The 23,617-nt window shown below is 58.9% G+C and carries 18 protein-coding genes; 11 read left to right on the forward strand and 7 right to left on the reverse strand.

Annotation, left to right across the window (positions count from 1 at the left end; translation table 11 throughout):
• Nucleotides 1-60 precede the first annotated feature (60 nt).
• The 5 genes from IPM54_09550 to IPM54_09570 all read left to right on the forward strand — a co-directional run bounded on the left by IPM54_09550 (nucleotide 61) and on the right by IPM54_09570 (nucleotide 5,850).
• Entirely contained in the window at nucleotides 61-1,368 is a 1,308-nt protein-coding gene (locus IPM54_09550; protein MBK9260066.1) for a beta-lactamase family protein, read from the forward strand.
• Nucleotides 1,369-1,451: 83 nt separating this feature from the next.
• Nucleotides 1,452-2,636 (forward strand): acyl-CoA dehydrogenase family protein, encoded by a 1,185-nt coding sequence (locus IPM54_09555; GenBank protein MBK9260067.1) that lies wholly within the window; start codon nucleotides 1,452-1,454, stop codon nucleotides 2,634-2,636.
• Between the two features lie 11 nt (nucleotides 2,637-2,647).
• Nucleotides 2,648-3,814 (forward strand): acyl-CoA dehydrogenase family protein, encoded by a 1,167-nt coding sequence (locus IPM54_09560; GenBank protein MBK9260068.1) that lies wholly within the window; start codon nucleotides 2,648-2,650, stop codon nucleotides 3,812-3,814.
• A 345-nt stretch (nucleotides 3,815-4,159) separates the two neighbouring features.
• Nucleotides 4,160-5,170: a DUF1513 domain-containing protein gene (locus tag IPM54_09565; GenBank protein MBK9260069.1), complete on the forward strand. Its 1,011-nt coding sequence runs from the start codon at nucleotides 4,160-4,162 to the stop codon at nucleotides 5,168-5,170.
• Nucleotides 5,170-5,850, forward strand: coding sequence for an FkbM family methyltransferase (locus tag IPM54_09570; protein MBK9260070.1), 681 nt, complete (start codon nucleotides 5,170-5,172; stop codon nucleotides 5,848-5,850). The genes IPM54_09565 and IPM54_09570 overlap by 1 nt, the downstream gene beginning before the upstream one ends.
• A gap of 4 nt (nucleotides 5,851-5,854) precedes the next feature.
• On the opposite strand, the gene IPM54_09575 is transcribed toward IPM54_09570, so the two are convergent.
• A complete protein-coding gene (locus IPM54_09575) occupies nucleotides 5,855-8,056 on the reverse strand; it encodes a beta-propeller domain-containing protein (protein ID MBK9260071.1) in 2,202 nt (733 codons plus the stop codon).
• A 198-nt stretch (nucleotides 8,057-8,254) separates the two neighbouring features.
• On the opposite strand from IPM54_09575, the gene gloB reads away from it, so the two are divergent.
• Nucleotides 8,255-9,019: a hydroxyacylglutathione hydrolase gene (gene gloB, locus IPM54_09580; GenBank protein ID MBK9260072.1), complete on the forward strand. Its 765-nt coding sequence runs from the start codon at nucleotides 8,255-8,257 to the stop codon at nucleotides 9,017-9,019.
• Here gloB and IPM54_09585 read toward each other — a convergent pair.
• The 3 genes from IPM54_09585 to IPM54_09595 are packed head-to-tail and all read right to left on the reverse strand — an operon-like array spanning nucleotide 9,016 to nucleotide 11,373.
• The gene (locus tag IPM54_09585) at nucleotides 9,016-9,267 is read right to left on the reverse strand and encodes a hypothetical protein (protein MBK9260073.1); all 252 of its coding nucleotides are present in this window, start codon (nucleotides 9,265-9,267) and stop codon (nucleotides 9,016-9,018) included. The two genes, gloB and IPM54_09585, sit on opposite strands and share 4 nt — an antisense overlap.
• Nucleotides 9,268-9,323: 56 nt before the next feature.
• Nucleotides 9,324-10,373 (reverse strand): carbon-nitrogen hydrolase family protein, encoded by a 1,050-nt coding sequence (locus tag IPM54_09590; GenBank protein ID MBK9260074.1) that lies wholly within the window; start codon nucleotides 10,371-10,373, stop codon nucleotides 9,324-9,326.
• A gap of 43 nt (nucleotides 10,374-10,416) precedes the next feature.
• Nucleotides 10,417-11,373, reverse strand: coding sequence for a hypothetical protein (locus IPM54_09595; protein MBK9260075.1), 957 nt, complete (start codon nucleotides 11,371-11,373; stop codon nucleotides 10,417-10,419).
• 128 nt (nucleotides 11,374-11,501) lie between these two features.
• Between IPM54_09595 and IPM54_09600 the strand changes: the two genes are divergently transcribed.
• Genes IPM54_09600 through IPM54_09610 form a run of 3 tightly spaced genes read left to right on the forward strand, consistent with a single transcriptional unit; the run spans nucleotide 11,502 to nucleotide 14,254 of the window.
• A complete protein-coding gene (locus IPM54_09600) occupies nucleotides 11,502-12,614 on the forward strand; it encodes a zinc ABC transporter substrate-binding protein (GenBank protein ID MBK9260076.1) in 1,113 nt (370 codons plus the stop codon).
• Nucleotides 12,611-13,426, forward strand: a complete 816-nt coding sequence (locus tag IPM54_09605) for an ATP-binding cassette domain-containing protein (GenBank protein ID MBK9260077.1) — start codon at nucleotides 12,611-12,613, stop codon at nucleotides 13,424-13,426. Before IPM54_09600 ends, IPM54_09605 begins: the two co-directional genes overlap by 4 nt.
• Before the next feature lie 15 nt (nucleotides 13,427-13,441).
• Nucleotides 13,442-14,254: a metal ABC transporter permease gene (locus tag IPM54_09610; protein ID MBK9260078.1), complete on the forward strand. Its 813-nt coding sequence runs from the start codon at nucleotides 13,442-13,444 to the stop codon at nucleotides 14,252-14,254.
• 7 nt (nucleotides 14,255-14,261) lie between these two features.
• Here IPM54_09610 and IPM54_09615 read toward each other — a convergent pair whose 3' ends face one another.
• Nucleotides 14,262-15,179 carry a hypothetical protein gene (locus IPM54_09615; protein ID MBK9260079.1) on the reverse strand — a complete coding sequence of 306 codons (918 nt, stop codon included), beginning with the start codon at nucleotides 15,177-15,179 and terminating at the stop codon, nucleotides 14,262-14,264.
• 106 nt (nucleotides 15,180-15,285) lie between these two features.
• Between IPM54_09615 and IPM54_09620 the strand changes: the two genes are divergently transcribed.
• On the forward strand, nucleotides 15,286-19,212 hold the full coding sequence (locus IPM54_09620) for a hypothetical protein (protein MBK9260080.1): 3,927 nt from the start codon (nucleotides 15,286-15,288) through the stop codon (nucleotides 19,210-19,212).
• Nucleotides 19,209-20,684, forward strand: coding sequence for an outer membrane protein transport protein (locus IPM54_09625; protein MBK9260081.1), 1,476 nt, complete (start codon nucleotides 19,209-19,211; stop codon nucleotides 20,682-20,684). The genes IPM54_09620 and IPM54_09625 overlap by 4 nt, the downstream gene beginning before the upstream one ends.
• Before the next feature lie 288 nt (nucleotides 20,685-20,972).
• On the opposite strand, the gene IPM54_09630 is transcribed toward IPM54_09625, so the two are convergent.
• On the reverse strand, nucleotides 20,973-21,470 hold the full coding sequence (locus IPM54_09630; GenBank protein MBK9260082.1) for a hypothetical protein: 498 nt from the start codon (nucleotides 21,468-21,470) through the stop codon (nucleotides 20,973-20,975).
• Entirely contained in the window at nucleotides 21,467-23,602 is a 2,136-nt protein-coding gene (locus IPM54_09635) for a hypothetical protein (protein ID MBK9260083.1), read from the reverse strand. The genes IPM54_09630 and IPM54_09635 overlap by 4 nt, the downstream gene beginning before the upstream one ends.
• Nucleotides 23,603-23,617: the final 15 nt, after the last annotated feature.

The raw sequence follows: 23,617 nt of genomic DNA on the forward strand, positions 1-23,617 counted from the left end.
CGACTCGGTTCGTTTGCTGCTCCAACCTTGCTCTGCTGCAGAGACCACGAAGTACCGACCATGGTTCACGCTCCGATCACAGTCGACCGTCGTCGAGTCCTGCTCGGACTCGGTGCAATGTTCTTGGCCCCATCTTGTGCTTCCACTTCGCAGACGAATGGCGGCGAGGTCGCCACATCTGGCTGGAATGTGAGTGATGATGCAGGACGTTTGGTCCTGGCAAAACCGGAAAGTGTTGGAATGAGCGCCGAGCGAATTGCCGAGGTATTCGCTCGCATGGATGGTCGCGTGAACGCGGGGCGTTATCCTGGAGCGACTGCAATCATTGGCCGGCGCGGCAAAATAGTCGGCGAGCATGCGGTGGGCAAACGCGTGCGTGGTGGCAATGATGAAATGACCATGGATACGCTGTTCGACATGATGTCGGTCACGAAGGTGATGTCGACGGCGATAGCGGCCATGGTGCTCGTGGATCAAGGCAAATTGAAGCTCGACGATCCCGTCGTGAAGCACATGCCGATGTTCACGGGCAAAGGCAAAGAGCGTGTCACGGTGAAACAAATGCTCTCGTATTCCGCCGGTTTGCCGCTCGATAACCACATTTTCGGTGGCCGCCCCGAAGAGATTTGGCGGCAAATGGCCGAAACGAAATTGGAATACGAACCGGGCACGCAGGTCGAATACAGTGACTTGACCTATCGGCTGCTCGGAAAACTCATTGAAAATGTCGCGGGAAAACGGCTCGACGAGTTTGCTCGAGAATCCGTCTGGGCGCCGCTTGGAATGCACGACACGATGTACGCGCCGCATCCGCAATCCGAGCGTCATGTGCGCGTGGCTGCTACGGGTCCCACCGAGCGACGCAAAGGCATGCTGCGTGGCGTCGTACAAGACGACCAGGATTTCGCGCTCGGAGGCGTCGTCGGTTGCGATGGGCTCTTTTCGACCGCAAGGGATGCCGCCGTATTTTGCCAAATGATGCTGAATCGCGGCACGTATGGCGGCAAGCGTATCATTTCGACCGAGCTTGCGACCGCCATGGTGTCCAATCAGACGCCATTCGCGGACGTCGGAAAAAACGACACTTCCCCGATCATGAATCTCTTGGCCACTCCGAAAGGATATGGCTGGGAGCTGTCGACGCCGCGTTTCTGCAATGGTGGTACGAAGCTGTCGCCTGGGTCTTATGGCAAAGTGGGCGGCACGGGAACGTTCTTGTGGATCGACCCCGTGCGCGAGGTATTCGCCGTGCTGCTCACCAATCATGGTTTGCCCGTCCCATTCGACGAACCTGGTTGGAATCGGCTTCTCGACAACGTGGGCAGCGGCGAATTCTTCGACGGTGTGATGGGCGCTGTCGTCGGCTAACGCCCAAAGCCGATATATCCATGATTAAAAAATGACTTTCCTTCGGGCTCGGGCCGGACTAAGGGGGCCTTTGGGAGAGCCGGATGGATCTATCGTTCAGCGCCGAGGAGATTGAGTTTCGGGATGGTGTTCGCGCGTGGATTGCGGAGGCGATGCCGCCGCACATTCGCGACAAAGCCAAGGTCGATGCTCATTTCGAGCACGACGAAATCATGGAGTGGCACCGAATCTTGTATCAAAAAGGTTGGGTAGCTCCGCATTGGCCCAAAGAATATGGCGGAGCGGGTCTCGACGTGACCCGTCGGTTCATTTTGACGGAGGAGCTCGAATTGGCGGGGACTCCGGCGCTTTCGCCATTCGGATTGATGATGGTCGGGCCGCTCTTGATCCAGTTTGGCTCGGACGCTCAACGAAATCGGTATTTGCCCAAAATCGCCGCGGGTGAAGAATGTTGGTGCCAGGGGTATTCCGAACCGAATGCCGGCAGTGACCTTGCGTCGTTGAAGCTGCGGGCCGAGAGCGACGGCAAAGGCAATTACATTTTGAACGGGCAAAAAACCTGGACCACGTATGCGCAGTATGCGGACTGGATTTTCGTCCTCACGCGGACGGATCCGAACGCGAAAAAGCAAGCAGGGATCAGCTTTTTCTTGGTCAACATGAAGACGCCTGGCATCACGGTACGCCCGACGCTGACGATTGCCGGCACGCCGGCTTTTTGCGATACGTTTTTCGAGAACGTGGTCGTGCCCGCGGAGAACCTCGTGGGGCCCTTGCACGGGGGCTGGACATTGGCCAAAGCGCTGCTCGGGCACGAAAGGACGTACATTGCCGCCGTTGGTATGTCGACGCGGGCGCTTCGGCGTGTGAAACGCATTGCGGCGGAGACGCGCGAGCGAGGCGTACCGCTGCTCGAGCACCCGCATTTCCGTGCGAAAATTGCGCGGCTCGAAATCGAGCTGTGGGCGCTTCGCATGACCAACTACCGCGCGATAGCGTCGGCGCAGATGGGGCATGCTCCGGGGCCCGAATCGAGCATTCTGAAGATTCGCGGTTCGGAAATTCACCAGCAATGCTACGAGCTCGCGATGGAAATCATGGGGCACGATTCTTTGTCGTGGTGGAACGAGCCTGGAATCATTCCCGAAATCGAGCAATCGGTGACCGGCGGGTTCCATTATTCGCGGGCCGCGACCATTTACGGCGGCAGCAACGAGATTCAGAAAAACGTGATTGCCAAGCTCATCCTTGGCTTGCCGAGCACCTGAGAGGTTTTGCCATGAACTTCGACCTCACTCCGGAACAAAAGCTGCTCGAAAGCACGGCGGCGTCGTTCGTCAAAAAAGAATCTCCCATTTCGCGTTTGCGGACGCTTCGCGAGGATTCCGTCGGCTGGAGCAAAGACGTGTGGCGGAAAATGGCCGAGCTCGGATGGCTTGGTTTGCCATTTCCCGAATCCGTGGGCGGGTTTGGCGGATCGTTCGTCGACGTCGCCATCATCCTCGAACAACTCGGCACGATGCTCGTCCCCGAACCGTACACGGCATCGGTGCTTTGCGCTGGGATGGCCATTTCACGCGGCGGAACTGCGGAGCAACACGAACGATTCCTCGCGCCGCTGATTGCGGGTGATACGAGCTTGGCATTTGCGCATGCCGAACGGGGCAGCAGATTCGATGCAAATTGGGTCGAGACCGCGGCCGTTCGCAATGGTGACGACTACGTGCTTCGTGGCGAAAAGGTATTCGTCGTGAATGGTCACGCGGCCGACGTGATCGTGGTTTCCGCGCGAACGCAGGGAAATGCGGGCGACGCGGAGGGGATTTCGCTGTTCGCCATTTCGCAGGATGCGCCTGGTTTGTCAGTGACGCCCATCAAGACGATCGACGGCCAGAAGGCGGCGATGATTTCATTGGGTGGCGTACGCGTGTCCGAACGCGATCGAATTGGCGCCGAAGGAGAAGCCGGCGCGCTGGTCGACGAAGTGCTCGACATCGGAGCGGCGGCGGCGTGTGCCGAGGGATTGGGTGTCATGCGAACGGCGCTGGGCATGACGGTCGATTACATGAAAACGCGCGAACAATTTGGCGTGAAAATCGGCACGTTCCAGGCATTGCAGCATCGAGCGGTGGACATGTTCATCCGAACGGAGCTTGCTCGAGGCACGTCGATTCTGGCAACGTTATCGGTTTCCGATGCGGATCCGGCGCAGCGTCGGAGCGCGGTGAGTGCGGCGAAGGTCGAGCTTGCGTTGTGCGGGCGGTTCGTGACGCAACAAGCCATCCAATTGCATGGCGGAATTGGCATCACGGACGAGCACGACATTGGGCTGTACTTCAAGCGCATGCACGCGCTCAATACGGTGTTCGGCGACGAGGAGTATCATGTGGGGCGCTACGCGGCGGCTCCGACGTTTGCCACGCGAATCGGCGGCGCGAGTAGCTGAATCCGGGCGCCTCACCCCCTAACCCCATAAGCGCTAACATAACGCAATTGTCGCCCCGCCCCGGGTTAAAACCCGGGGCTACACATCAAGAAGTCCTCGCGCTACCGCGCTCGGACTGACGTCATGCTGACATGAGAGAAATGCCCTCTGCTGCAAAATCGATAGCACTTCTCGATGTTGTGGTAGCAATTGAGGATGGTCAGTCCCCGAACGGCAGTGAGGGGACTTTTGAATGTGTAGCGCGGGGTTTCAACCCCGCGCGGGGGTGCAAAAGGGGTTATGTTAGCGCTCATGCCCCCCAAAATCTCCTTTCAGCGAAAGGTTCGCTGTTCTAGGATGGCGCCCATGCTCGGCACGTTCGTCGGCGGAACCGGAGGTCTCGATCCCGAAACCCTCCAGCCCATCTTCTCCTTCGATGTCGTCGACCTCGACGCCGATCGGGTCGCCCGCATCGACGTCGACTTTCTCCCCCACGGCTTCACGACCAAGCCAGGAAGTCCGCACATTGCAGCGGTTTTCGAAAAACGCGGTCCCGGCGCCGCACTGCTCGACCTCGCCGAAAAACGCCGCTTGGGCATGATCCGCGCCAAACCCGGGCGCCATTATTACGGCCACGGCGTGTATTCGCAGGATGGCGAAAAGCTCTTCGTCGTCGAAATCGACCTCGAAACGCACGCAGGGCTGCTCAGCGTACGCGAAACCAAAACATACCGCGAAATCGAGGCATTTCCCACCTACGGCGATCGCCCGCACGATTGCGTGCCCATCGACGACGGCAAGGTACTCGTCATCACCAACGGCGGCGGAGCGCTCGGCAGCAAAAGCGAACCGTGCGTCACGTACGTCGACGTCGCGTCGCGCAAACTCATTGAAAAAATTCAGTTTTCCGATCCCAAAATCAACGCGGGCCATGTCGCCATCGCACCCGACGGGTCGCTCGCGGTCGTTTCGGCACCGCGCGATGGCCTTCCGGCGGAGACATCTGCGGGCGGGATCACACTCCGCGCGCCAAAACGTAAGCCCGAACGCATGCGCGGGCCCGAGCGCGTCATGTCCAAGGTCATTGGCGAATCGCTCAGCGTGGTCATTCACGAAGATATCGTCGGCGTCACGAATCCTTTCGGCGGAATCGTCACGTTTTGGAGCCTCAAATCGAAAAAACTGGTGGGCTTTTACGAATGCCAAAACCCGCGCGGCATCGAGCTTTCGCGCGATCGCGCTGCATTCATCGTGAGCTATGGAAAACACGCGTCCGTCGTGCTGCTCGACGTGTGCACGCTAAAGCCCATCGAGCGCAGTTTTGGCGACAAACGCCTCGGTGGTTCGCATATTTTCCCATGGGAGCCGACTGCCTGATGGAAAAGCAAGAGCGCTGGTACGTGGAGAACTTGCCCCTTCGTGGCGAAAAAATCGTCGATGTGGGAGCGAACGTCGGCAAATTCTCGCAATTGTTTTGGGATCAGGGCGCGCGCAAAAACGAGGTCATTTCGGTCGAGCCCATTGCGGAAAACATCAAGGCCATTGAAGCGCGTATTCGAGCGTCCAAAGCCGGCAACAAATGGACCGTAAAAAAATGCGCCGTATCCGCGCACAACGGCCAATTGGCGCTTCGACCGCTGCGAGCTGCATGGGGGCTCAATTCGATGGTGCCGCTCAATGACGAGGGCGAGCGGATTCAGGTTGCTTGTCGCAAGCTGGAATCGATTGCGCCCGACGCGACGGTGGTCAAGGTCGATGTCGAGGGCCACGAATACGCGTTTTTACCGCAGGCGCTTGCAGCCATGCCCAACGTCAAGGCATGGGCGCTCGAATTGCACCAGGTCGACGACCAGCCGCTCGAGCGCACGCTGCAAATGTTGGTTGATTACGGTTATCGTCTCGTGGGAGCGGGAGCGAAGCGCACGGACCCGGACGGGCCGTGGGTGAACGTCGATGTGACGCCCGCGTGGACATGGGCGGACATTCCGGGCGTCGCGACCCTTCGGGATGGGCTGCCATCGACGTTCAAGATGCTGCATGTGCTGGCGTTGCGGTGATAGCTCAGAACCCGCAATACCCATACGGCTGCGACGGCACCGGCAATGCCACCGAAGCGACCGGATCGAGCGGCTCGTTCACGTTGCTCGCCGTCACGCCACCGTACGAAATGGCGTACACGTAGTCGTCGATGAATACGCCGCGGCGCACGTCGACTCCATAATACCCATTGCAGTAGCCGTACGGATCCGCATTGAAGAACGTCGAATGATCGATCGACGCGCGTTTCTTGATGCCTTCTTCCAGCGTCACGTTGAATAGCTCGAGCGAGCTACGCATCGTCCCGTCCTGCGAATTGTATCCGCTGAACGGGAATGCAAGCAGGTGCAGCGGCCCATACCAGTTGAATGCCTTGTGGTTGTATTGCGCCTCGGAATGGCCGTATTCACTGCCCGAGAATGCATACTTGTGCATCAGCAGCGGGTTTTGCGGATCCGATACGTTGAAGACTTGCAGGGCCAAACCGAGCACCTGGCCATCCGGCGTCGCATCTTGACCAATGGTCAACAGGTGATTGTCGTCCATCGGGTGCATGTATTCGCTGAAGCCTGGAATCTTCAGCTCGGCCATGACCGTGGGTTTCGTTTGATCCGACAGATCGATGACGAAGAGCGGATCGACTTGCCGGAATGTGACCATGTATGCGCGCTGTCCGACGAAACGCGTCGAATAAATCGTTTCTCCCAGCGCGAGATCCGTAACGCTGCCGATCGTGCCGAGGTTCGTGCCTTGTTGCGAAAGCACGTAAAGCCCGTTGGACGTCGTCCAATCGGTTTGCGAAACGAGCTCGCGGGTCGTGGTGATACGCAATTTCCCGTCCCGTTCATCCATCGAGAATTGGTTTTTCACGCGTCCGGGTACTTTGCCCGTGGCCACATAGGCAGGTTCGGCCGGATTCGTTGCCAAATCGAATTTGTGGACGAACGTTTCCGTCGTATCGACCGCCTGCACGGGGGGCAGCGCCGTCATGTACGGATCCTTGTACGCACGTGCCGCAAGATAAAGCCCATCGCCGCTCGAATACACCGTATCCACACCCGCGACGATGTTCGTTTCCGCCATGGGCGCGCCAAGGTTTGTCAAGGGAAACGATTCGACGGAAACCAGGCCGTATGCCGTCGAACCTTGCGACGGGACGTAATACGATTCGCAGCTCGGAGGCACGACCGTGACGTTTCCATTCGCCTTTTCGAAGCGATACGGGAGCCAATCGTTCAGCGTCGAGCCGAAAATGGCGAGCGTATTTTCGAAGCGAAGGTTTTCGAACGCTTGGGTCCATTCCGAAACGGTTTGCGGATAGCCGTTTTCGAAGGAGGGGTAATAATTCAGGTTTGGGCCGTGTTGTCCGCCGCTGAGGATCGAGTGCACGTTTTCGTTGATGCGGCGTGACGACGCGTAACTGCCCTCGAAGTAGACCTCCTTGAGCACGCCGGTCGGTTGTCCCGCATTGAGTCCGAGCACGGTGATTTTCGTGAGCGGCGCGTAGTAGGGATTGTAGTATCCATCCCAAGCCGGACCTTCGTAATACCCGTCATAATAAGGAGCGCGCGGCTGCACATTGGCGGCATTGTAGATGTCCGACCCATCGACTTGCGAATAAATGACGAGGTGTTCTTCGGTTGCGAACATTTCGATCGGATTGCCCTCGACCTGCGTCGTGTTCGCAATCGCGAGGCTCGAGACGGGCCAACTTTGCAGTGTTTGCAAGGTTTGTCCGTGAAGCAGATAGATGTAGTTTCCGTCGGTCTTGAGGATGTCGGCTTCATCGACGCCCGCGACCTGCGTATTCGTGTTGGAATGGTCGGGGTTTGCACCGGGCCCTGAACCTCCAGCACCACCCGAACCGCTCGATCCGCCGCCCGAGCCGCCGCTTCCGACCGGTCCGCCACTGCTCGAGCCGGACGACGACACGCCCGATGATGTCGCGCCGCCGGGGACGCCGCCATCTTCCCAGCCCCAGCCATAATAGCCGCCATTGGCTTCGATGCTGGCAATGATCGCATCGATTTGCGCATTCATTTTTGCCGCAGCATCTTGCTTCAGCAGCGTTTCGAGGTCCGCGCAGCTTTGTGCTTGTTGCAGACTGCCGCGCGCTTCGGCCGTATTGTTTTGCTTGTCGATCGTTCCGCTACAGCCATTGCCGAGCGCGACGAGAGAAAGGAGCGAAGTGCAAATACCAAGTGTGGATCGAGTGCGCTTGTTCATGTCCTGGCTGGAGAGCAAACAATGGGCCAAGTTGTGCTGTGTGTGCAACGGATGAAAAGGCAGCCGAAGTCCAGCTTGCAATTGTGTCAACATGTGCCGTGTTCGGGCGACTGTGCCAGACGCCTCGGGGACTGTCGGATGCGCTCTTTTTGAAAGACCCGGTTGAGTCGTCGCTCGATTCCGCGTATCTTGCGCGCCATGCGAGTTTTTCCCGTTGCATGTTTGAGCGACAATTACGCCTACCTCGTCGTTGCCGAGGGGAGTCGAGAAGCCGTCGTCGTGGATCCTTCGGAGGCCGAGCCGGTCATCGCGGCGCTCGAGCGTGAAGGCCTGAAGCTCGTGGGCATTCTGGCCACGCACCACCATTTTGATCATGTGGGTGGCAACGAAGCGCTCGTCGCCAAGTACGGCGCGTTGCCGGTGTACGGGTCGCAAAGCGATTTCGATCAAAAGCGCATTCCGGCGCAAACCGTGGGCGTCTCGGACGGCTCGACGTTCGATGTTGCCGGTTTGTCATTCCGTTGCCTCTTCGTTCCGGGCCACACGCTCGGCGCCATTGCGTACGTCGTCGAGGATGCCGTATTTACGGGCGACACGATGTTCGTTGCGGGTTGTGGGCGGCTTTTCGAGGGGACGCCGGAGATGATGGTGGTTTCCTTGTGCGACAAGATTGCGCGGCTGCCGCAAAATACGCGCGTGTATTGCGGACATGAATACACGGTGAGCAATTTGCGATTTGCCGCTGCGGCGGAACCCGAGAACGAAGACGTCAAGCGGAAACTCGAAATGGCGCAGGAGAAGCGTTCTCGCAATGAGCCTACGGTGCCTTCGACGATAGCTGAAGAGCTTGCGACGAATCCGTTTTTGCGGGTGGACGAGCCGACGATCAAGGCGCATTACCACGGCGAAAACCGCGCGGAAGTGTTGGGCAAGGTGCGCGCTGCGAAGGATGTGTTTCGCTAGTTCAAGTCGCTCGAAGACCGCGTCGCATTTCGCTCGCGCTTCAGTTGCACCTTCTTCGGTGGTTCCGGTTTCTTGCCGAACTGCCGCTTCAGCCCGATCAGCATCGACAACACGCCACACGCCGCGACAATGAGCGCGCCGAGGAGCTTCGCCCATTCCGGTGCTGCTTTGATTCCGTACACCATAGCCGCGACCTGAAAAAGCATCAGGCCGCCCATGAACAAAATCCACGGATTGGGTTGTTGCATGAAGGCGTCGTCCTACAAGTTTGGGGGCCGGAATCTAATACCACAACCGGCTTCGTCTAGACCTCGACCACCCGAAACACGACAGTTTCTGCCTCCGGTGACACATCCCCGCGCGGCGCTTCCGCAAGAATGCGTGCTCCTTCGGACGTTCTCTCCAGAATGTGCGATCGGCCATCGAAGCGATTGTCGAATACTTCCCCGAGCAATTGCGCCGTCACCGCATACTTCAAAGATTGCAGCGGTACCTGATCCATCTGCGACAAAAGCCCTTCGTTCAGCCATTGTTCGTGACGTTTCATCGAACCTTGGACGCCTTGAAACGTCCACGTGTCGTCCCACGGCCAAAAATTCGCAGATGGTTGCGCCACGATGCGGCAACCATGATCGTCGTAATGCGTCAAGAGCGGGCAAAAGCGCGGTTCGTTCGGCGTGTGCGCAACGCGAAATCCATCGTAACAAATGAGCGTTCCAATCTGACCAAAAGGCGTCGTCACGGGCCATAAATCACCCTTGTGCCCCGGCGACAAACCCACGCTGTCTTCGACCGTCGGCACGAGATTCACTTTGCGAACAACACCGACGTGACGGCCCTTGGGATTGAAAATGTACGAAGTATTGTATATTCGGCCATCGGTGGGCGAAAAGTCGTCGGCGAGATCCCCATATGCGTTCCGCGGCAAAAATGCACTGCCCGCCACCGTCCACACGTTGTACCGCTGAGCAAACCGTGAAAACGCATTTCGATAAATGCGGCGTACCTCGGGGGCAACCGAAAGCAAAAATGCCACCGTCGGATGCAGGGTTTTTCCGCGAACCATGGCACGCGCAATACCCAAAGCCGATTTTCGTGCAATGCGCCCAAGCGCATCGTCCGTGGTTTTGGCATCACGCACGCCATCCAATCGATCCACGAGCGGCAAGAATGTTCCAATCGTTTCCGGAAAAACCGCAAGACACGGATATGCGTATTCGTGGCCGCGCGCCGTTCGCGCTTCTTCGAGCTTGCCGCCGATTCGATTGAGCATCGCATCGAAGCTCGTCTCCGATGCATACGTTTCCGGCGTGACGTGAACCTGGCACGCCGCAAGCTCCACCTTCGTAGACATGGCGCCGAGGGTATCGCGAGCGCTTTCGACGCGCAATCACACGTCAAGCTTTCACGATGCGTATCGCAGGCACGTTCTGCGGCACCAAGATCACGCTCGCTCCACGATAACCAGCCGCGACGTTGGGATCCGCCTCGCGATCGAAGTCGCCAAAGAGACGCACGCGATCACCAGGCTTCACGACGACCTCGTCCGCGACGTCGTACGGAAATGGATCGAGCCCTTCGTCTTCGGGATCGTCGAGCGGTGCGAGCGTCTGGACAAACTGCTCGAGATTCGTCGCATCACCGCGATCCACGCGCTTGTGTGGTCCTTCGAGACGAATGCGACCCGCGGGGATCCGCGCTGTGGTCCCGTCGTCGAGCTTCACGTCGAAGCCACACGTCTCTGCGTCTCGAAGCATCAAGTCTGTCCCGAGAAACCTCGAGCTGCGCAAGTCGAGCGCCCACGCGACGCATGACGAACCCGTTGCTGGTGCAAGCGTTTTCGCTTTGCCAACGATGACGCCGTAAGGACCCGGCTTGCGCCCGATGGATGCTGGACGCACGACGCCTCCATTCGGCTTCGGCCGATTGCGATACGCACGCACCCATTCGATGATCTTCATCATGAGCCACACGAGCAGCACGCCCGCGACTGCAACGAAGAGGATCACGCCAATGACGGCGAGCGCTTCTGCATCGAGAGCAACGCTTCCGCATCCGTCGCAGCCGCCGCTTCCGCATCCTTCGAAAAGCGATCCGATTCCAGCGCCTCCACCGCCTGCTTTCGCCAGTTGTTTGGCGCGGCGTCGGACCGACGGAGGTCCCCACACCTCGTTCAAGAGTTTGCTTCGACCGGCAGAATTGCCGAGCGCCGCGACGCGATGCTTGGGCCCTCCGTCGCACGCTTCTTTGGGGCCGAGCAGCGTGCGGCAGTCGATGCACACGTTCTCGCGTGGGAATGCAGCATGCGACGCGAGGTTCGAGTCGCTCGAGGAGACTTTTTGGATAGACGACACATGCGCATGATACGTGCGCAAACGTGCTCGGGAAACGCTTCGGCACATCCTGTGCGCCGCGCCGCTTGACAGCGCTGCGCCTTGTCTCTGAGATGCTGCGGACAAGCTCAGCTCAGAAAGAATTCCCGATGCATCAAAGGCGCGCTCATCTCCAATACCTCGCCGCGATCTTCGCCTCCACGATGATGTTTGGCTGCGATCGCAAGGGATCCGGAACGACTGCATCCGCGGACAAACCTCGCGTCGCCGTGTCGATCTTCCCGCTCTGGGACATCGCTCGTCGCGTCGCGGGCGATCGCCTCGACGTGGTGCTCGTGCTTCCGCCTGGGCGTTCCGAGCACAGCTACGATCCGACGCCGAAGGAAATGGCGCAGGTTGCGAAGAGCAAGCTGGGTTTGTCCGTGGGTTTGTCCATGGACGGGTGGCTCGAGAAAATCGTTCGCGGCGCTGCTGGAAACGACGTGCCCATCGTGCAGCTCGGTCCCAAGGCAAACCCGCGCAAGATGACCGCGGAAGAGGTCGGCGAAGCGGCGGTCGAGGAGGCCGAGGAGCACGAGGACAAACCCGCCAAGGATGACGATCACGATCACGACCACGGGAAAAAGGGCGACCATCACGACGAGAAGGCGCACGATGGTCGTGAGCACGACGATGGAGATCACGCGCCGAAGCCGGAACCGAAGGGCGCGGCGAAGGGCGGGCACGATCATCACGGGCATCATCACCATCACGGCGCCGAAGATCCGCATTTCTGGCTCGATCCGGTGCGCATGAAGGCGGTTGTCCCGACAATCGTGGAGGCCTTCGAAAAACTCGATGCAGCGGGTGCCGAAGGGTACAAGGCGCGAGGGAAAACCGTCGAGGGTGAGCTCGACAAACTGCACGCGGCCATTGAAGCGAAGTCGAAAGCGTGGACGAAAAAGACGATCGTCACGTTCCACGGATCGATGGGGTATTATGCCGAGCGATATGGTTTGCGCATTTCGGCCGTCATCGAGCCATTCCCGGGCAAGGAACCCACGGCCAGATACGTAAAGGACGTGCTCACGGCCATTGAAAAGAGCAAAGCGGCAGCGCTCTTCTCCGAACCGCAGCTCGATCGTCGTCCGGCGCAAGTGATCGCCGATCAAGCGAAATTGCCGCTCTTCGAATTGGATCCGATTGGCGGTAGCACCGGCGTCGAAACGTACGAAAAGCTTCTCGAGAAAAACACCGAAGTGCTCGACAAGGCGTTGAAATGACCGCAGCACCGCAAGAATTGCCCCATGGGCATTTTTCGCTTCCGGATCCGTCGCTTCCCAAGGTGCTCGAAATCGACAAGCTCGTGGTCGAAGTGCCCGGGCGGCGGCTCCTCGACGAAATCTCCTTTTGGGTGCCCAAAGGTGAATTCGTTTGTCTTTGCGGACCGAATGGCGCGGGAAAGAGCACCTTTTTGAAGGCAGTGCTGGGCCTCATGCCGCTCACGAGCGGCACCATTCGTATCATGGGCAAACCAGCGCAAAAGGCATTGCGCGAAGTGGGATACGTTCCGCAGCGAAAAACGAGCGACATGACGTTTCCGGCGCGATCGATCGATTTGATCGTGGCGGCGATGCGAGGAAGTTGGCCTTTGCGCATCACGGAAGCCGAAAGGGCGCGGGCCGTGGAAGTGTTGAAACACGTCGGCGGGGAAAAACTGCTCGAGAAACAATTGGCGCGTCTTTCGGGTGGAGAAACGCAGCGCGTATTTTTGGCGCGAGCGCTCGTGAACAAGCCGTCGCTCGTCATTTTGGACGAACCCACGGCGGGCGTCGACGTCAAGGGGCGCGCTGAGTTTTTGGATCTTTTGGCGGAAATATCGGCCAGCGACGAGCTTGCGGCCATTTTGGTGACGCACAACCTCGCGGCAATGGCGCGTTGTGCGGAGCGCGTGGTGTACATCGACGCGGGGAAGGTGGCGGCGTGGGGGCTGCCGAGCGAGCTGCTCGGGCAATCGTCATTTTCTGCAATATCGTCGGTTGCCGCGGGAGATCATCCTGCGCATTCGCATAAACACTTGCCGGACGAGGAGTAAATCGCTGTGGACGCGCTGCTCGAACCTTTGATGGTGCCATTCATGCAGCGGGCGATGATCGCCGGCGCGGTGGTGGGTGGTTTGTGTGCGATGATTGGCGTATTCGTGGTGCAGCGAGGCCTTTCGTTCATTGGTGACGGATTGGCTCACGCAGCATTCGGCGGCATTGCATTGGGCCTGCTCCTCGGCGTGACGCTCGAACGAATGACCTGGGTCGCTTTGCCATTCACGGTCATCGTGGCGGTGGGCATCGGGTACGTGCTTCGTCGAGGGAGTTTACGCGGCGATGTGGCGACGGGCGTGTTTTCGGCGGTATCGTTTGCGCTCGGTGTCCTGTTTTTGGGGCTGAGAACGGCCGAGGGACCGCAGGTGAACGTCGAAACGGTCTTGTTCGGGAGCATTTTGGCGATATCCGTCGAGGACCTCATTACGGTGGGCGTCGTTGCAGCGATTACGATCGTGCTCATGGCGTTTACATGGACGAAGCTCGCGTATGCCACGTTCGATGCGGAGCTTGCGGCGCTATCGGGCGTGCCCGTCGCGGCGCTCGATTACATGCTATTGGCACTCACCGCGGTGGTCATCGTCGTGGCGGTGAAGACGGTGGGCATTGCGCTCGTGAGCTCGTTCGTGGTGATTCCGGCGGCGACGGCGAAAATGCTGGGAAAAACCATTGGCCGCGTCGCGTGGATTTCCATTGCAATGGGCATGTTGGGGTCGGTCGTGGGGCTGCTTTTGTCGTATCACGCGAACGTGGCGAGCGGCGCGACGATCATATTGACGCTGGGGGCGATCTTCGGCGTGGTGCTTTTGACGAAGAGGAAGTGAGCGAGACTCACTCCCCCACGAACCACACCCGCGCAAAACAACGCGGCCGCGCAGCTTCTATCGCCCCAGCAGCGTCCTTGTCCGATACCAGCAAAAGCGACGCGCCCACGCGCTCGGCGCACGTGAATGCACGCAGCGCAACGTGCACTCGCTCGCCCGCAAAACTCGGCTTTCGGTACGCAATCTCCAATGCATTCGCGCGTAGTGGCGCGCGTTTGCCGAGGTCCCATAATCTTCGTAGCGCCGCATCGATGAAGAGCCGCAGATACACCAATGAGTTGACGTGATAGTTCGAATCCGTTCGATCGCTGCCGAAGACGATCGGTGCCGCATCGAATGCAAACGAATCATCCAGCCAAGACGCCCCTTCGGGCAATTGCATGAGCGTCTCGGGCGGCTGCCAATCGTGACGATCCGGCGGAATGCGCGGAAGACCTGGCATGTCGAGCTCGACGACTCGGCGCGACTCCGGCGGATCGAATGGTCGCGTCATCACATGCTCGGCAAAAACGCGCCCTGCCAATAGCAATGTGCCCGCGTTCGGCGGCCGAGGCCCGTGCGTTCGTCCAGCTTCGCCGACGATATTGCACCACATGTTCAGCACGAGCCTTTCGACCTGACCGTCCGGCCCGAGCGTATGCGCAAGCTGAATGGCTGATTCACTTTCGATGCGGGACGATACCGATAACGGTGCCGAACCTGCTTCGATGACGAAGCGACTCAAAATGGGCAAAATACGCGTTCGTCGAAACGTGTCGTCGGAGATGTACTTCGAGACGATCTTCCAGCCGCTGTCACTGAGCGCGACGGGGATCGCCGTCACGAGCATGTGGCCGGTTTGAGCGATGTCGTCATAACGCAGGGGAAACGGTGCGCGGGCTCGCTGTTGGTCGGGAACGACAGGTTCGGGCGGCAGGAGCGACATGGGGCGAGGGTGTAGCAATTTTTAACGAACCTGTCCGTCAAAATGAAAAACTCGGTGGTTCCAAAGCTCGCAAGATCGGTGTAAGATGCATGCAAGAGGGCTCTCCATGCGTGCACGCACTCGTCGTTCCTCCGTTTTGGGTCGCGTCGTTCGAGGTCTCGGTTTGGCTGCGGTCGTTATCACTGCGGCGTCTTGCCACGAAGGAATCGATACGACACGCATCGCGCCGCCAAAAGCAACGCTCGGTGACGACATGTTCGGCGTGCTTTGCGATCGCATCGGAGCCGGAGCGCTCACGGAAGACATCACCGGCGCGTCGTACCATTCGGTTTGCCACTACTCGAACACGGGCGTGTACGCGGACGAGGTGGACATAAGTTATCTGCCTCCGGTAAGTGGTGAAGAGCAGACGAAAGCGCGGGAGCTCGGGATTGCGAAGATCGAGGCGATGGCGCGGCGTCGCGGAGACTTGGTGCGTGCATTCAATGCCATTTTTCCCGACGCTGAAATCGAGGACGTGACGACCGAAGCATCGGGCGACACGGTGCGAATGCACGATGCATTATTGACGTTCAGTCAGCAGTTGTCCAAATTATACGAAACAAACCCTTACGAACCCCAAGGTGCTCCTGCGGCGCCCGCATCCACGCGTGCAATGGGTGGTATTTTTGCGTCGCTTTTGGAAAGTGAAAAGGCGCGGAATGCCATGTCGTCGATATGGGGACGCCAGGGGTATCGGCCGGTTCCCGTGGGGCTGGGCGTCACGCGTCCACTTTTGAGTTATCCTCGGCTCCGCCCGCTTTTGACATCGCTGCTCGATGTGCTCGCGCCCGATGGCCAAATTGCCCCGGAGCTCGTGCAGATTCTCCGTGTCGTCAGTCGTGATTTGGCGACGTTCAAATCGACGATTTCCCAGCTTTCGCCCATTGTCGTGGACGCGGCGAAGGCGCAACCGAGCCGCCCCATGGAGACGGGCGAATTCTTGGTGCGTGTTTTGCTCGATCAGCATCCGAGTTTTGCAAAAGATTCTGCGGCCGCGCCGACGTGGATTGGCAAACGAGACCGGCGCGGATTCGTGACGCCCTTCGGAAACGTTCCCGGACAAACAGGGACGGTGTCGGATCCATTTACGGATAGCAATGGCGACGGGTATGCCGATGTCGATGAATTCGGGCAATTCATTACGACGAACAACGTGCCCGTCCCGGTGCTCGCTCCGTTCGCCGTACAGGGAACGCCGGGCACCGATGGTTGGGGGCGCCCGGAGCCATTCGCGTATGAATACATCGACACGTCACGGACGCTGATTGGAGCGGTGGCGCAAGACTTGGGCAACCTCGTGGATGCCACGCAATATGCGCCCAATGCAGGGGATGACGCGTGGAAAGCAGAGCGCGAAACGTTGATGTATGCAGTGGCGGGCGCGAATCTTTTGCTCGGCGATCGCGAAGATGCCGTGTACGACCTCGAAACGGAAAAGGTTAGGCCCGCGGGTGATACGTGCGCGTCGTGTTTGCCGTACAAGCGGTTCCGAGGTGAAGATTCGCCGCTGCCGGACTTGGCGCATGCGCTCGGGCAGATTCTTGCGGACGAGGATTCGGATGCGCTCGTGCAGGGGCTCATCGATTTGGTGGAGAATCACGAAGACAAAGTGGCGCGGCTCTTGGGAGCGACGCTACGCATTCGCGAAATTGCGCTCGAACACGATAAGCTCGCTGCCGCGGGTAAAGAGAGGGTTGCACAAATCCCGTACAAGACGCCCATCTGGGACGAGGTTGCGCAAATCATGGCGCGCATTACGGCGCGGCCGGGTCTCACGGCAAAATTGATCGAATCGTTTGCGGATCCGGCGATGACGACACCTACAGGCGGCGTTGCGCACGTGGGCGAAGCGTTCGCGAAGCTCATGACGCATACGGATGAAATGACGTATTACGTCGAGGATATCAATGCACCCGCATGGAACGTCACGACGAACAATCCGCTCGATCCGTCGACACCCGTCGATCGAACGAAGCCGGTGACCGGTAACAATCGCTCGTGCTGGGAGCGGGCGATCGATATCATTCATTTGGCGAACAAAGTCAAAGCGTGCAACAAGCAGGGGGCCAAAGTCAAAGCATCGGTCGGAGGCCTCGACCTGACCTGGCCGATTTTCGGCAGCGGGTACGACGAATGCGAGCTATTGTCATTCGAGAACTTGGCTGTATTTTATCTCGATTCGGTTCTGCCGCTGAATCATCAAAAGCGCGCCGAATTCAAGATCAAGGCGGGTGAGCTCGAAGCGCTTCTGAACTTCCTCGGCATTTTCACGAGCAAGGATAAACTGTTCGAGGATTCGTCGGGCATCAATGGTTTGACGCTGAAGCCCGAACCGGCGGCGCTCAACCGTTTGGTATTTTTCGGAGCATCGTCCACGCAATTCCCGGTCATGCCGGACCTCGATCCCTATGTGAATGGGAAAAACCAGAAGACCAACGACTTCGTTTCGGCCTTGATCGAGCCGGTCGGAACTGCCGTGTGTACGATCACGCCCGTCGGCACGCGCAAATGCGACGTGAAAGAAGACGTGCTTCGCTTGCGCGGAAAGAACACACTGTTCTTGCTCGAACGATTCGGCTTCTACGATTACCTCCGTCCGCTCGTCGTGGCATTTGCGAATGCGACGTGCACGCCGAATTGCGAGGAGTACGCGCCGGGCAATTTCAAAGCCGATGGCGAAGAGATGTTGCTCGACTTGATCGACGTCTTGAAAAAGCATTGGCCAGGACCCGATCATGGGCCAGAATGCTCCGAAACGGGGGATGCGACGACGAATCCAGCGTATTGTTCGGGCGCGGGCCTGAATACGTACGAGCCGATCCTTGGGGAAGCATTCGTGACGGACGTCGTGCCGGCGCTCGCGGAGTTCGCCAAAGCGGCGCGCGACGTATCAAAAGTGACGATCGTTCGAGGTCCCAAGGCGGGGCAAGTTCTCACCGGTTCGCAGGTGCTCGAAAAGGCAGCGCGTATTCTTTTCGATCCAGCGTATGCATCGAGCGTTGGAATGGTCGATCGCAATGGCAATTCGTCGACCACGTGGACCGATGGAACGCCGCAAGCCCAGGTGACGGGATTTACGCTTTTCGCCGATGGTTTCCACGCGATGGACCTGCGGTTCGACAATGCGTGCGGATGCGATGGCAAGACGGGTCAAGAATTGGCTGATTGCCAAACGGCGTACGATGCTTGTCGCTTGGATGCGGAGCGGCGCAAAGGACAATGGAAACGAGCGCGTTCGCAGCTCGTGGATCAATTCTTGGGCATCGAAGGAACGGGGACGAGTGCAAAATTCTCCAATCCGGGGATTCCTCGAACGCTTTCGACGACGCTTCGTGCATTCCGCGAGCAAGTGAATGCGCATTGTCCGAATCGCGAGAATGGCGTCAAGTGCGAGTGGGCAAGGTCCGAAATGGGCCAAAACATGGCCGATGGTCTCAGCGGCCCGATGGTCGCTGCCACCATGGATTTGCTCGAAAAGATTCGCCAGCACGAACCAGCGCGGCGCGAACTCGAACGACTGCTCGAATACATGCTTTCGTCGAGCTCCCCAGGCCAAGCGCTCGAAGCGACGTTGTCGTCGATTGCGGATTCGCTGCAAGTGCTGCTTGCTGACAAGGAAATCGAATCCATTCTGAATGCGGTGAGCGCAGCGGCGGAGCCTGAAAACGCGGATGGCACGAAAGGGACGTTGCCGGCAACCTTGCAGCTATTGAAAGCGCTCACGACCGACGAATACGACAAGTATCACGTGATGGATCACGTGCTGCCGAATTTGGTGGAGCCCATGAATGGGGGCAAGGGACCGGCGCCACTCGAAGTCATCATGGACACCGTGGCGGAGGTGAGCCGCATTGACGCGACGGTGCCGACGGCGCCGCTGCTCCCGGCCGATTACGAAACGATTTTCCGCGCGACGCGGGACTTTTTGACGAGCGATACGCGCGGGCTCGAACAAATCTACACCATCGTACAGAAACGACCTCGCGAATGATTTGCTCTCGAACCGTTTTGGCACGCGCCACCGTGGGCGCGATGGCAGCATTCACCATTGCGTCGTTCGGCGCCCGAGCCGACGCCGCGGGGCTTTATCTATCCGAACGTGGCGTGCGGCCGCTCGGACGTGGAGGCGCATTCGTCGCCGGCGCAGATGACCTCGGCGCCATCGTCTACAATCCCGCGGGATTGGCAGATGTGGGCAAGTCGCTCTTGCTCGACGCGACGTACGTGCACTTTTCGAGCGATTACACGCGCAGAACGCTGGTGCGACAAACCGATCCGAATACGGGTGAAACGATATCCGAGCAAATCCAAACGCTCGACCCAGTGCAAGGAAGCGCGCCGTTCATTCCCATTCCGACGCTTGCTTTTTCCTTCGTTCCTGCGGACAAATGGACGGTGGCCTTCGGTTTGTGGGCGCCTTATGCGGGCATTGCGACGTACCCCGACACCGTAAACGGAAGGCCAGCGCCGCAACGATATTCGCTCCTGTCGCTCGAAGGCTCGATCCTTGGCGTGGGCGGGGCATATGCGTCGTACGAAGTGTCGCCGACGTTGCGTATTGGTGCGGGGCTTGAAATATTGGCCGGATCGTTCAACACCACGGTCGTCTTTTCCGGGTGCGTTCCGGACAAGTTTTTCTGTGCGCCGGAGCAACCGGAATGGGACGTTTTGGCAGAAATGTCGGTCGGCCCGATTGTCGCTCCATCGGGCAATGCGGGGGTGATTTGGCTCCCTCATCCGAAAGTGCGGGTGGGTTTGTCCGGGCATTTGCCATTTTGGGTTCGTTCGGGTGGAACGATTCGCACGAGGCTTCCATCGGCGGCGCCCTTTGCGACGGCGAAACAGGAAGGGGAAGATGCGAGCGTTGCATTCGAATTGCCGTGGAACTTGCGGGCGGGCGTGGAGGCTCGGCCCGTGGACAAACTGCGCCTGGAAGCAGCGCTTGCATACGATGGCTGGGGCGTGCACGACAGCATTCGCGTTGATCCCGAGGGGGTTGCGCTGAAAAACGTCGTGGGTTTCCCTGAAACCTATTACATCCCGCCGGTGAATCTCCAGCGGCAATTTCAAGGTGCGTTTTCAGTGCGCCTCGGTGGAGAATATCGGATTCCCGTGGGCAAAGCGCAAATTGACGTGCGAGCGGGTTTTGGCTTCGAAACGAGCGCGGTGCCGAACGAATACGTGTCGGTCTTGACGATCGATTCCAATAAAATCACGCCGTCGATAGGAGCGGGCTTGACGCTTGGAGCTCTTCGGCTCGACATGGTCGTTGCGCACGCGGTGATTTTTTCGCAGGACGTCGACCCTCGGCAAGCGAAGATTTCGCAGGTGAGCCCCGTCATTGCGAATCCTGCGCCGAATCCGAACATCATCAATGGCGGCACGTATTCGGCAAGTGCCACGATGATTGGGCTTGGAGCAATGTACAAGTTTGGCCAGCCAGAACCGAAGCCTGCGAAATGAAACCCCGGTAGAAGTCCTCATTTTCTGGCGTTCGTGGTTCCCCCAAACTCGCGCGCTTCGCGCGCTCGAACAGTGGGACCCACCACGAACGCCAGAAAATGAGGACTTCCACCTATGACAAGAATGGTCGACGTTCGTGCGGGCGTATTGGACGTAGCCGTTGGTTCGTGTTTTTTCCGGCGCTTGCGGGGGGGCCCTCTGTTCGAGCCCGCGAAGCGGGCGAGTTAGGGGGGAACCGCAAGTGCCGGAAAAAACACGAGCCGACGGCGGGCTCGCCATTACGATTGATCAAGCCGGTCGCTTTTCGAGCTGCCCCAAAATCGCCTCGAGTTTCGCCAAGATTGCCTTTTGAAGCTCGATCGATTCCGCTTGGGCCCGTGCCGCCGCTTCCGCTTCCGCCTTTTGCTCCGCGAGCGGTGGGTCGAATGCGCGTTCTGCTGCGCCCGGTCCAAATGTCATGATGAACGCTGCGAGCGATTTACCGGCGTTCGTTACGGCGAACTTTTCGTCGTATCCGAGGGATAAGCTCGATGCAACGAAGAGGATGGCGTCCACGAGCGTGCGGCATTGTGGATTGGCGTCTTTTTCCGCGAGCCAAAATAGATATCCGCCGCCAAGGACCGTCGCGAGCAGCGTGTCGATTGGATCACGCTGCACCAGCTCGCGAAAACCCGATCTCCAAGTATCATATCCGAGATCCCCGCCGCGCGCGCTCAAGAGACCCTCGGCAATCTGCGCCAGGGCCGTGAGCGCCGCGCGATCGGGATCGGTACGGGGCGTCGTCATCGAGCCTGCGCGCCCGGCGGAAGGGTCACCGGCTCGGCGTCACGCACCTCGATACCCTTTGCTCCGTCGCCGTTTGTCGTGTGCACACCGAGATCCTCGAGCTTTTTCGCGAATGTCGGGTCCTTTTCGAGCGTTTGGCGCAACTCTGCCGGCAATGTTCCAAGGAACGCGCGCGCCTTGTCCGCGAGAGCTTGCCCATCCACCTGCGAAAATGCCATCATTTCACGCAGCAACGGATATGCTGCACCCGCTTCGAGGATTGTTTTTAGAATCGGCGACGCGACATTGCCGAGCGGCGTTGCGCCATTTTCGCCATTCCCGCCTGCAGAACCGGGCCCGCCCTGGAGTTGCAGCACCTTGATTTCGCTGATCGCTCGCGCGGGCGTCATGAGCTCGCGCGTGACCGCAGGCAATACATCGAGCGCCTTGACGGCGACATCTCGCAAAAGGAATTTCGTCGAAACTGCATTTTCTGCCTCGATGAGCTTCCGTTTCGCTTCGGCTTCGGCATCACCACGCTTTTTCGTGGCTTCGGCGAGCGAAATCAATGCCTGCGCTTCTTGCGCTGCTGCCGTTGCTTTCGCTTCGGCGCCGAGTCTCAATACGTTCGCATTTGCCTGCGCATCGAGCTCACGGGCTTGCGCCAAACCTTGCGCCTTGGCAATTTCACCTTCCGCCGCTGCTCGTTTCGCCGCCGCTTCACCTTCCGCTTGCGCTTTCAATGTCGCCGCCCGCGCTTCCGCCTCGAGCTTCAACTTGAATGCTTCACGCTCGGCCGCAATTCGTGATTGCTGCGCTTCCTCTTCGGACTTGATGACCGCAATGGCCTTTTCGCGGTTTGCCTTTGCCGTTTCTTCGACCGTGATGATCGCTTGCATGGCCTGCTGCTGCTCGGCCTCGGCTTGCGCTTTCAATGCTGCTGCGCGAGCGGCCTGTTCTTCGCTTTGCGTCACCGCGATTTGTTTTGCAATACGCGCCGTTTCGACCGCTTGCTGCTTGACGATCTCGGCACTCTCGACGGCCTTCTGCTTGTCGATGGATGCCGTTTCGAGCGCCTTTTGGCGATCGACCTCGGCCGCTTGCACGGCTTTGTCTTTTTCGATCATTGCCGCTTCGATTTCGCGCTGCTTTGCGATTTCTGCGGCCTGCTGCGCCTTCTCCGCGGCAATCTGCGCTTCGCGTTGCCCTCGTTGCCGAGCTGCTTCGGCCACCGCAATGGCCTGCTCTTGCTGAATGCGCCCCGTCTCCGTTGCCTTGCGCTTTTCGAGTGCCGCGAGCTCTTGCGCTTGCTCCTGAATATAGACGGCCTTCGCCGTTTCCGCTTTTTGCGTTGCAGCGTATTCGGACACTTTACGCGCCTGATCCGCCTCCGCTTGCTTCTGATCCTGCTCGATCATCAATGCGCGCTTACGTGCATCTGCGTTCGTGAGCTGAATGGCCAGCTCCTTTTCGCGCTGGATCTTGTTCGTCTGATCCGCATTCGACTGCACGCTCTCGGTAATCGCCCGCAAACCCTCGGCATCGAATACGTCGTGCGGATCGAGCTCCTTCACTGGGACCATCGCCAGCGCCGTAATCGACACGTTTTCCAGCGTGAGCCCGTTCTTCTTCAGCTCGTCGGAAAGCACGCTTTGAATATGCTCGGCGAATTGTTTTCGCTGCCCGTGCAGCTCCATGAACGTCTGATTAGCCGACACGCTGCGCAACGCGTCCGTCAATTTACCTTCGATGAGGTCACCGATCGCTTGTTCGTCGAAGTTTCTTTCGCCAAACGACCGCGCGGCGGCGAGCACGTCATCGGAAATCGGCTCGACCTTGATGTAAAGCTCGGTCGTGACGTTGGCCTTGATCTTGTCCTTCGTCACGAGCGCGTTTTTGCCGCTGCGTTCGACGGAGAGTTTCATCGAGTGCAGCGAGACGCGCAGGAGTTGATGCAGGATCGGATAGACGAAGATGCCGCCCCCAATGACGACCTTGTTGCCGCCCGATCCTGTACGTACGAGCGCCTCATCGGCCCCACAGCGGCGATAGAATTTCGCCAGCGTGACGAAGAACGCAATGAGCAAGACGAGTGCGCCCACCGTAGCGAGCGCGAACAACTGAAACTCTGGTTTCTGCAGCAGTGTAGGCATGGCTGGATGCTCCGA

This window comes from Polyangiaceae bacterium, from assembly GCA_016715885.1.
GTDB lineage: Bacteria > Myxococcota_A > Polyangia > Polyangiales > Polyangiaceae > Polyangium.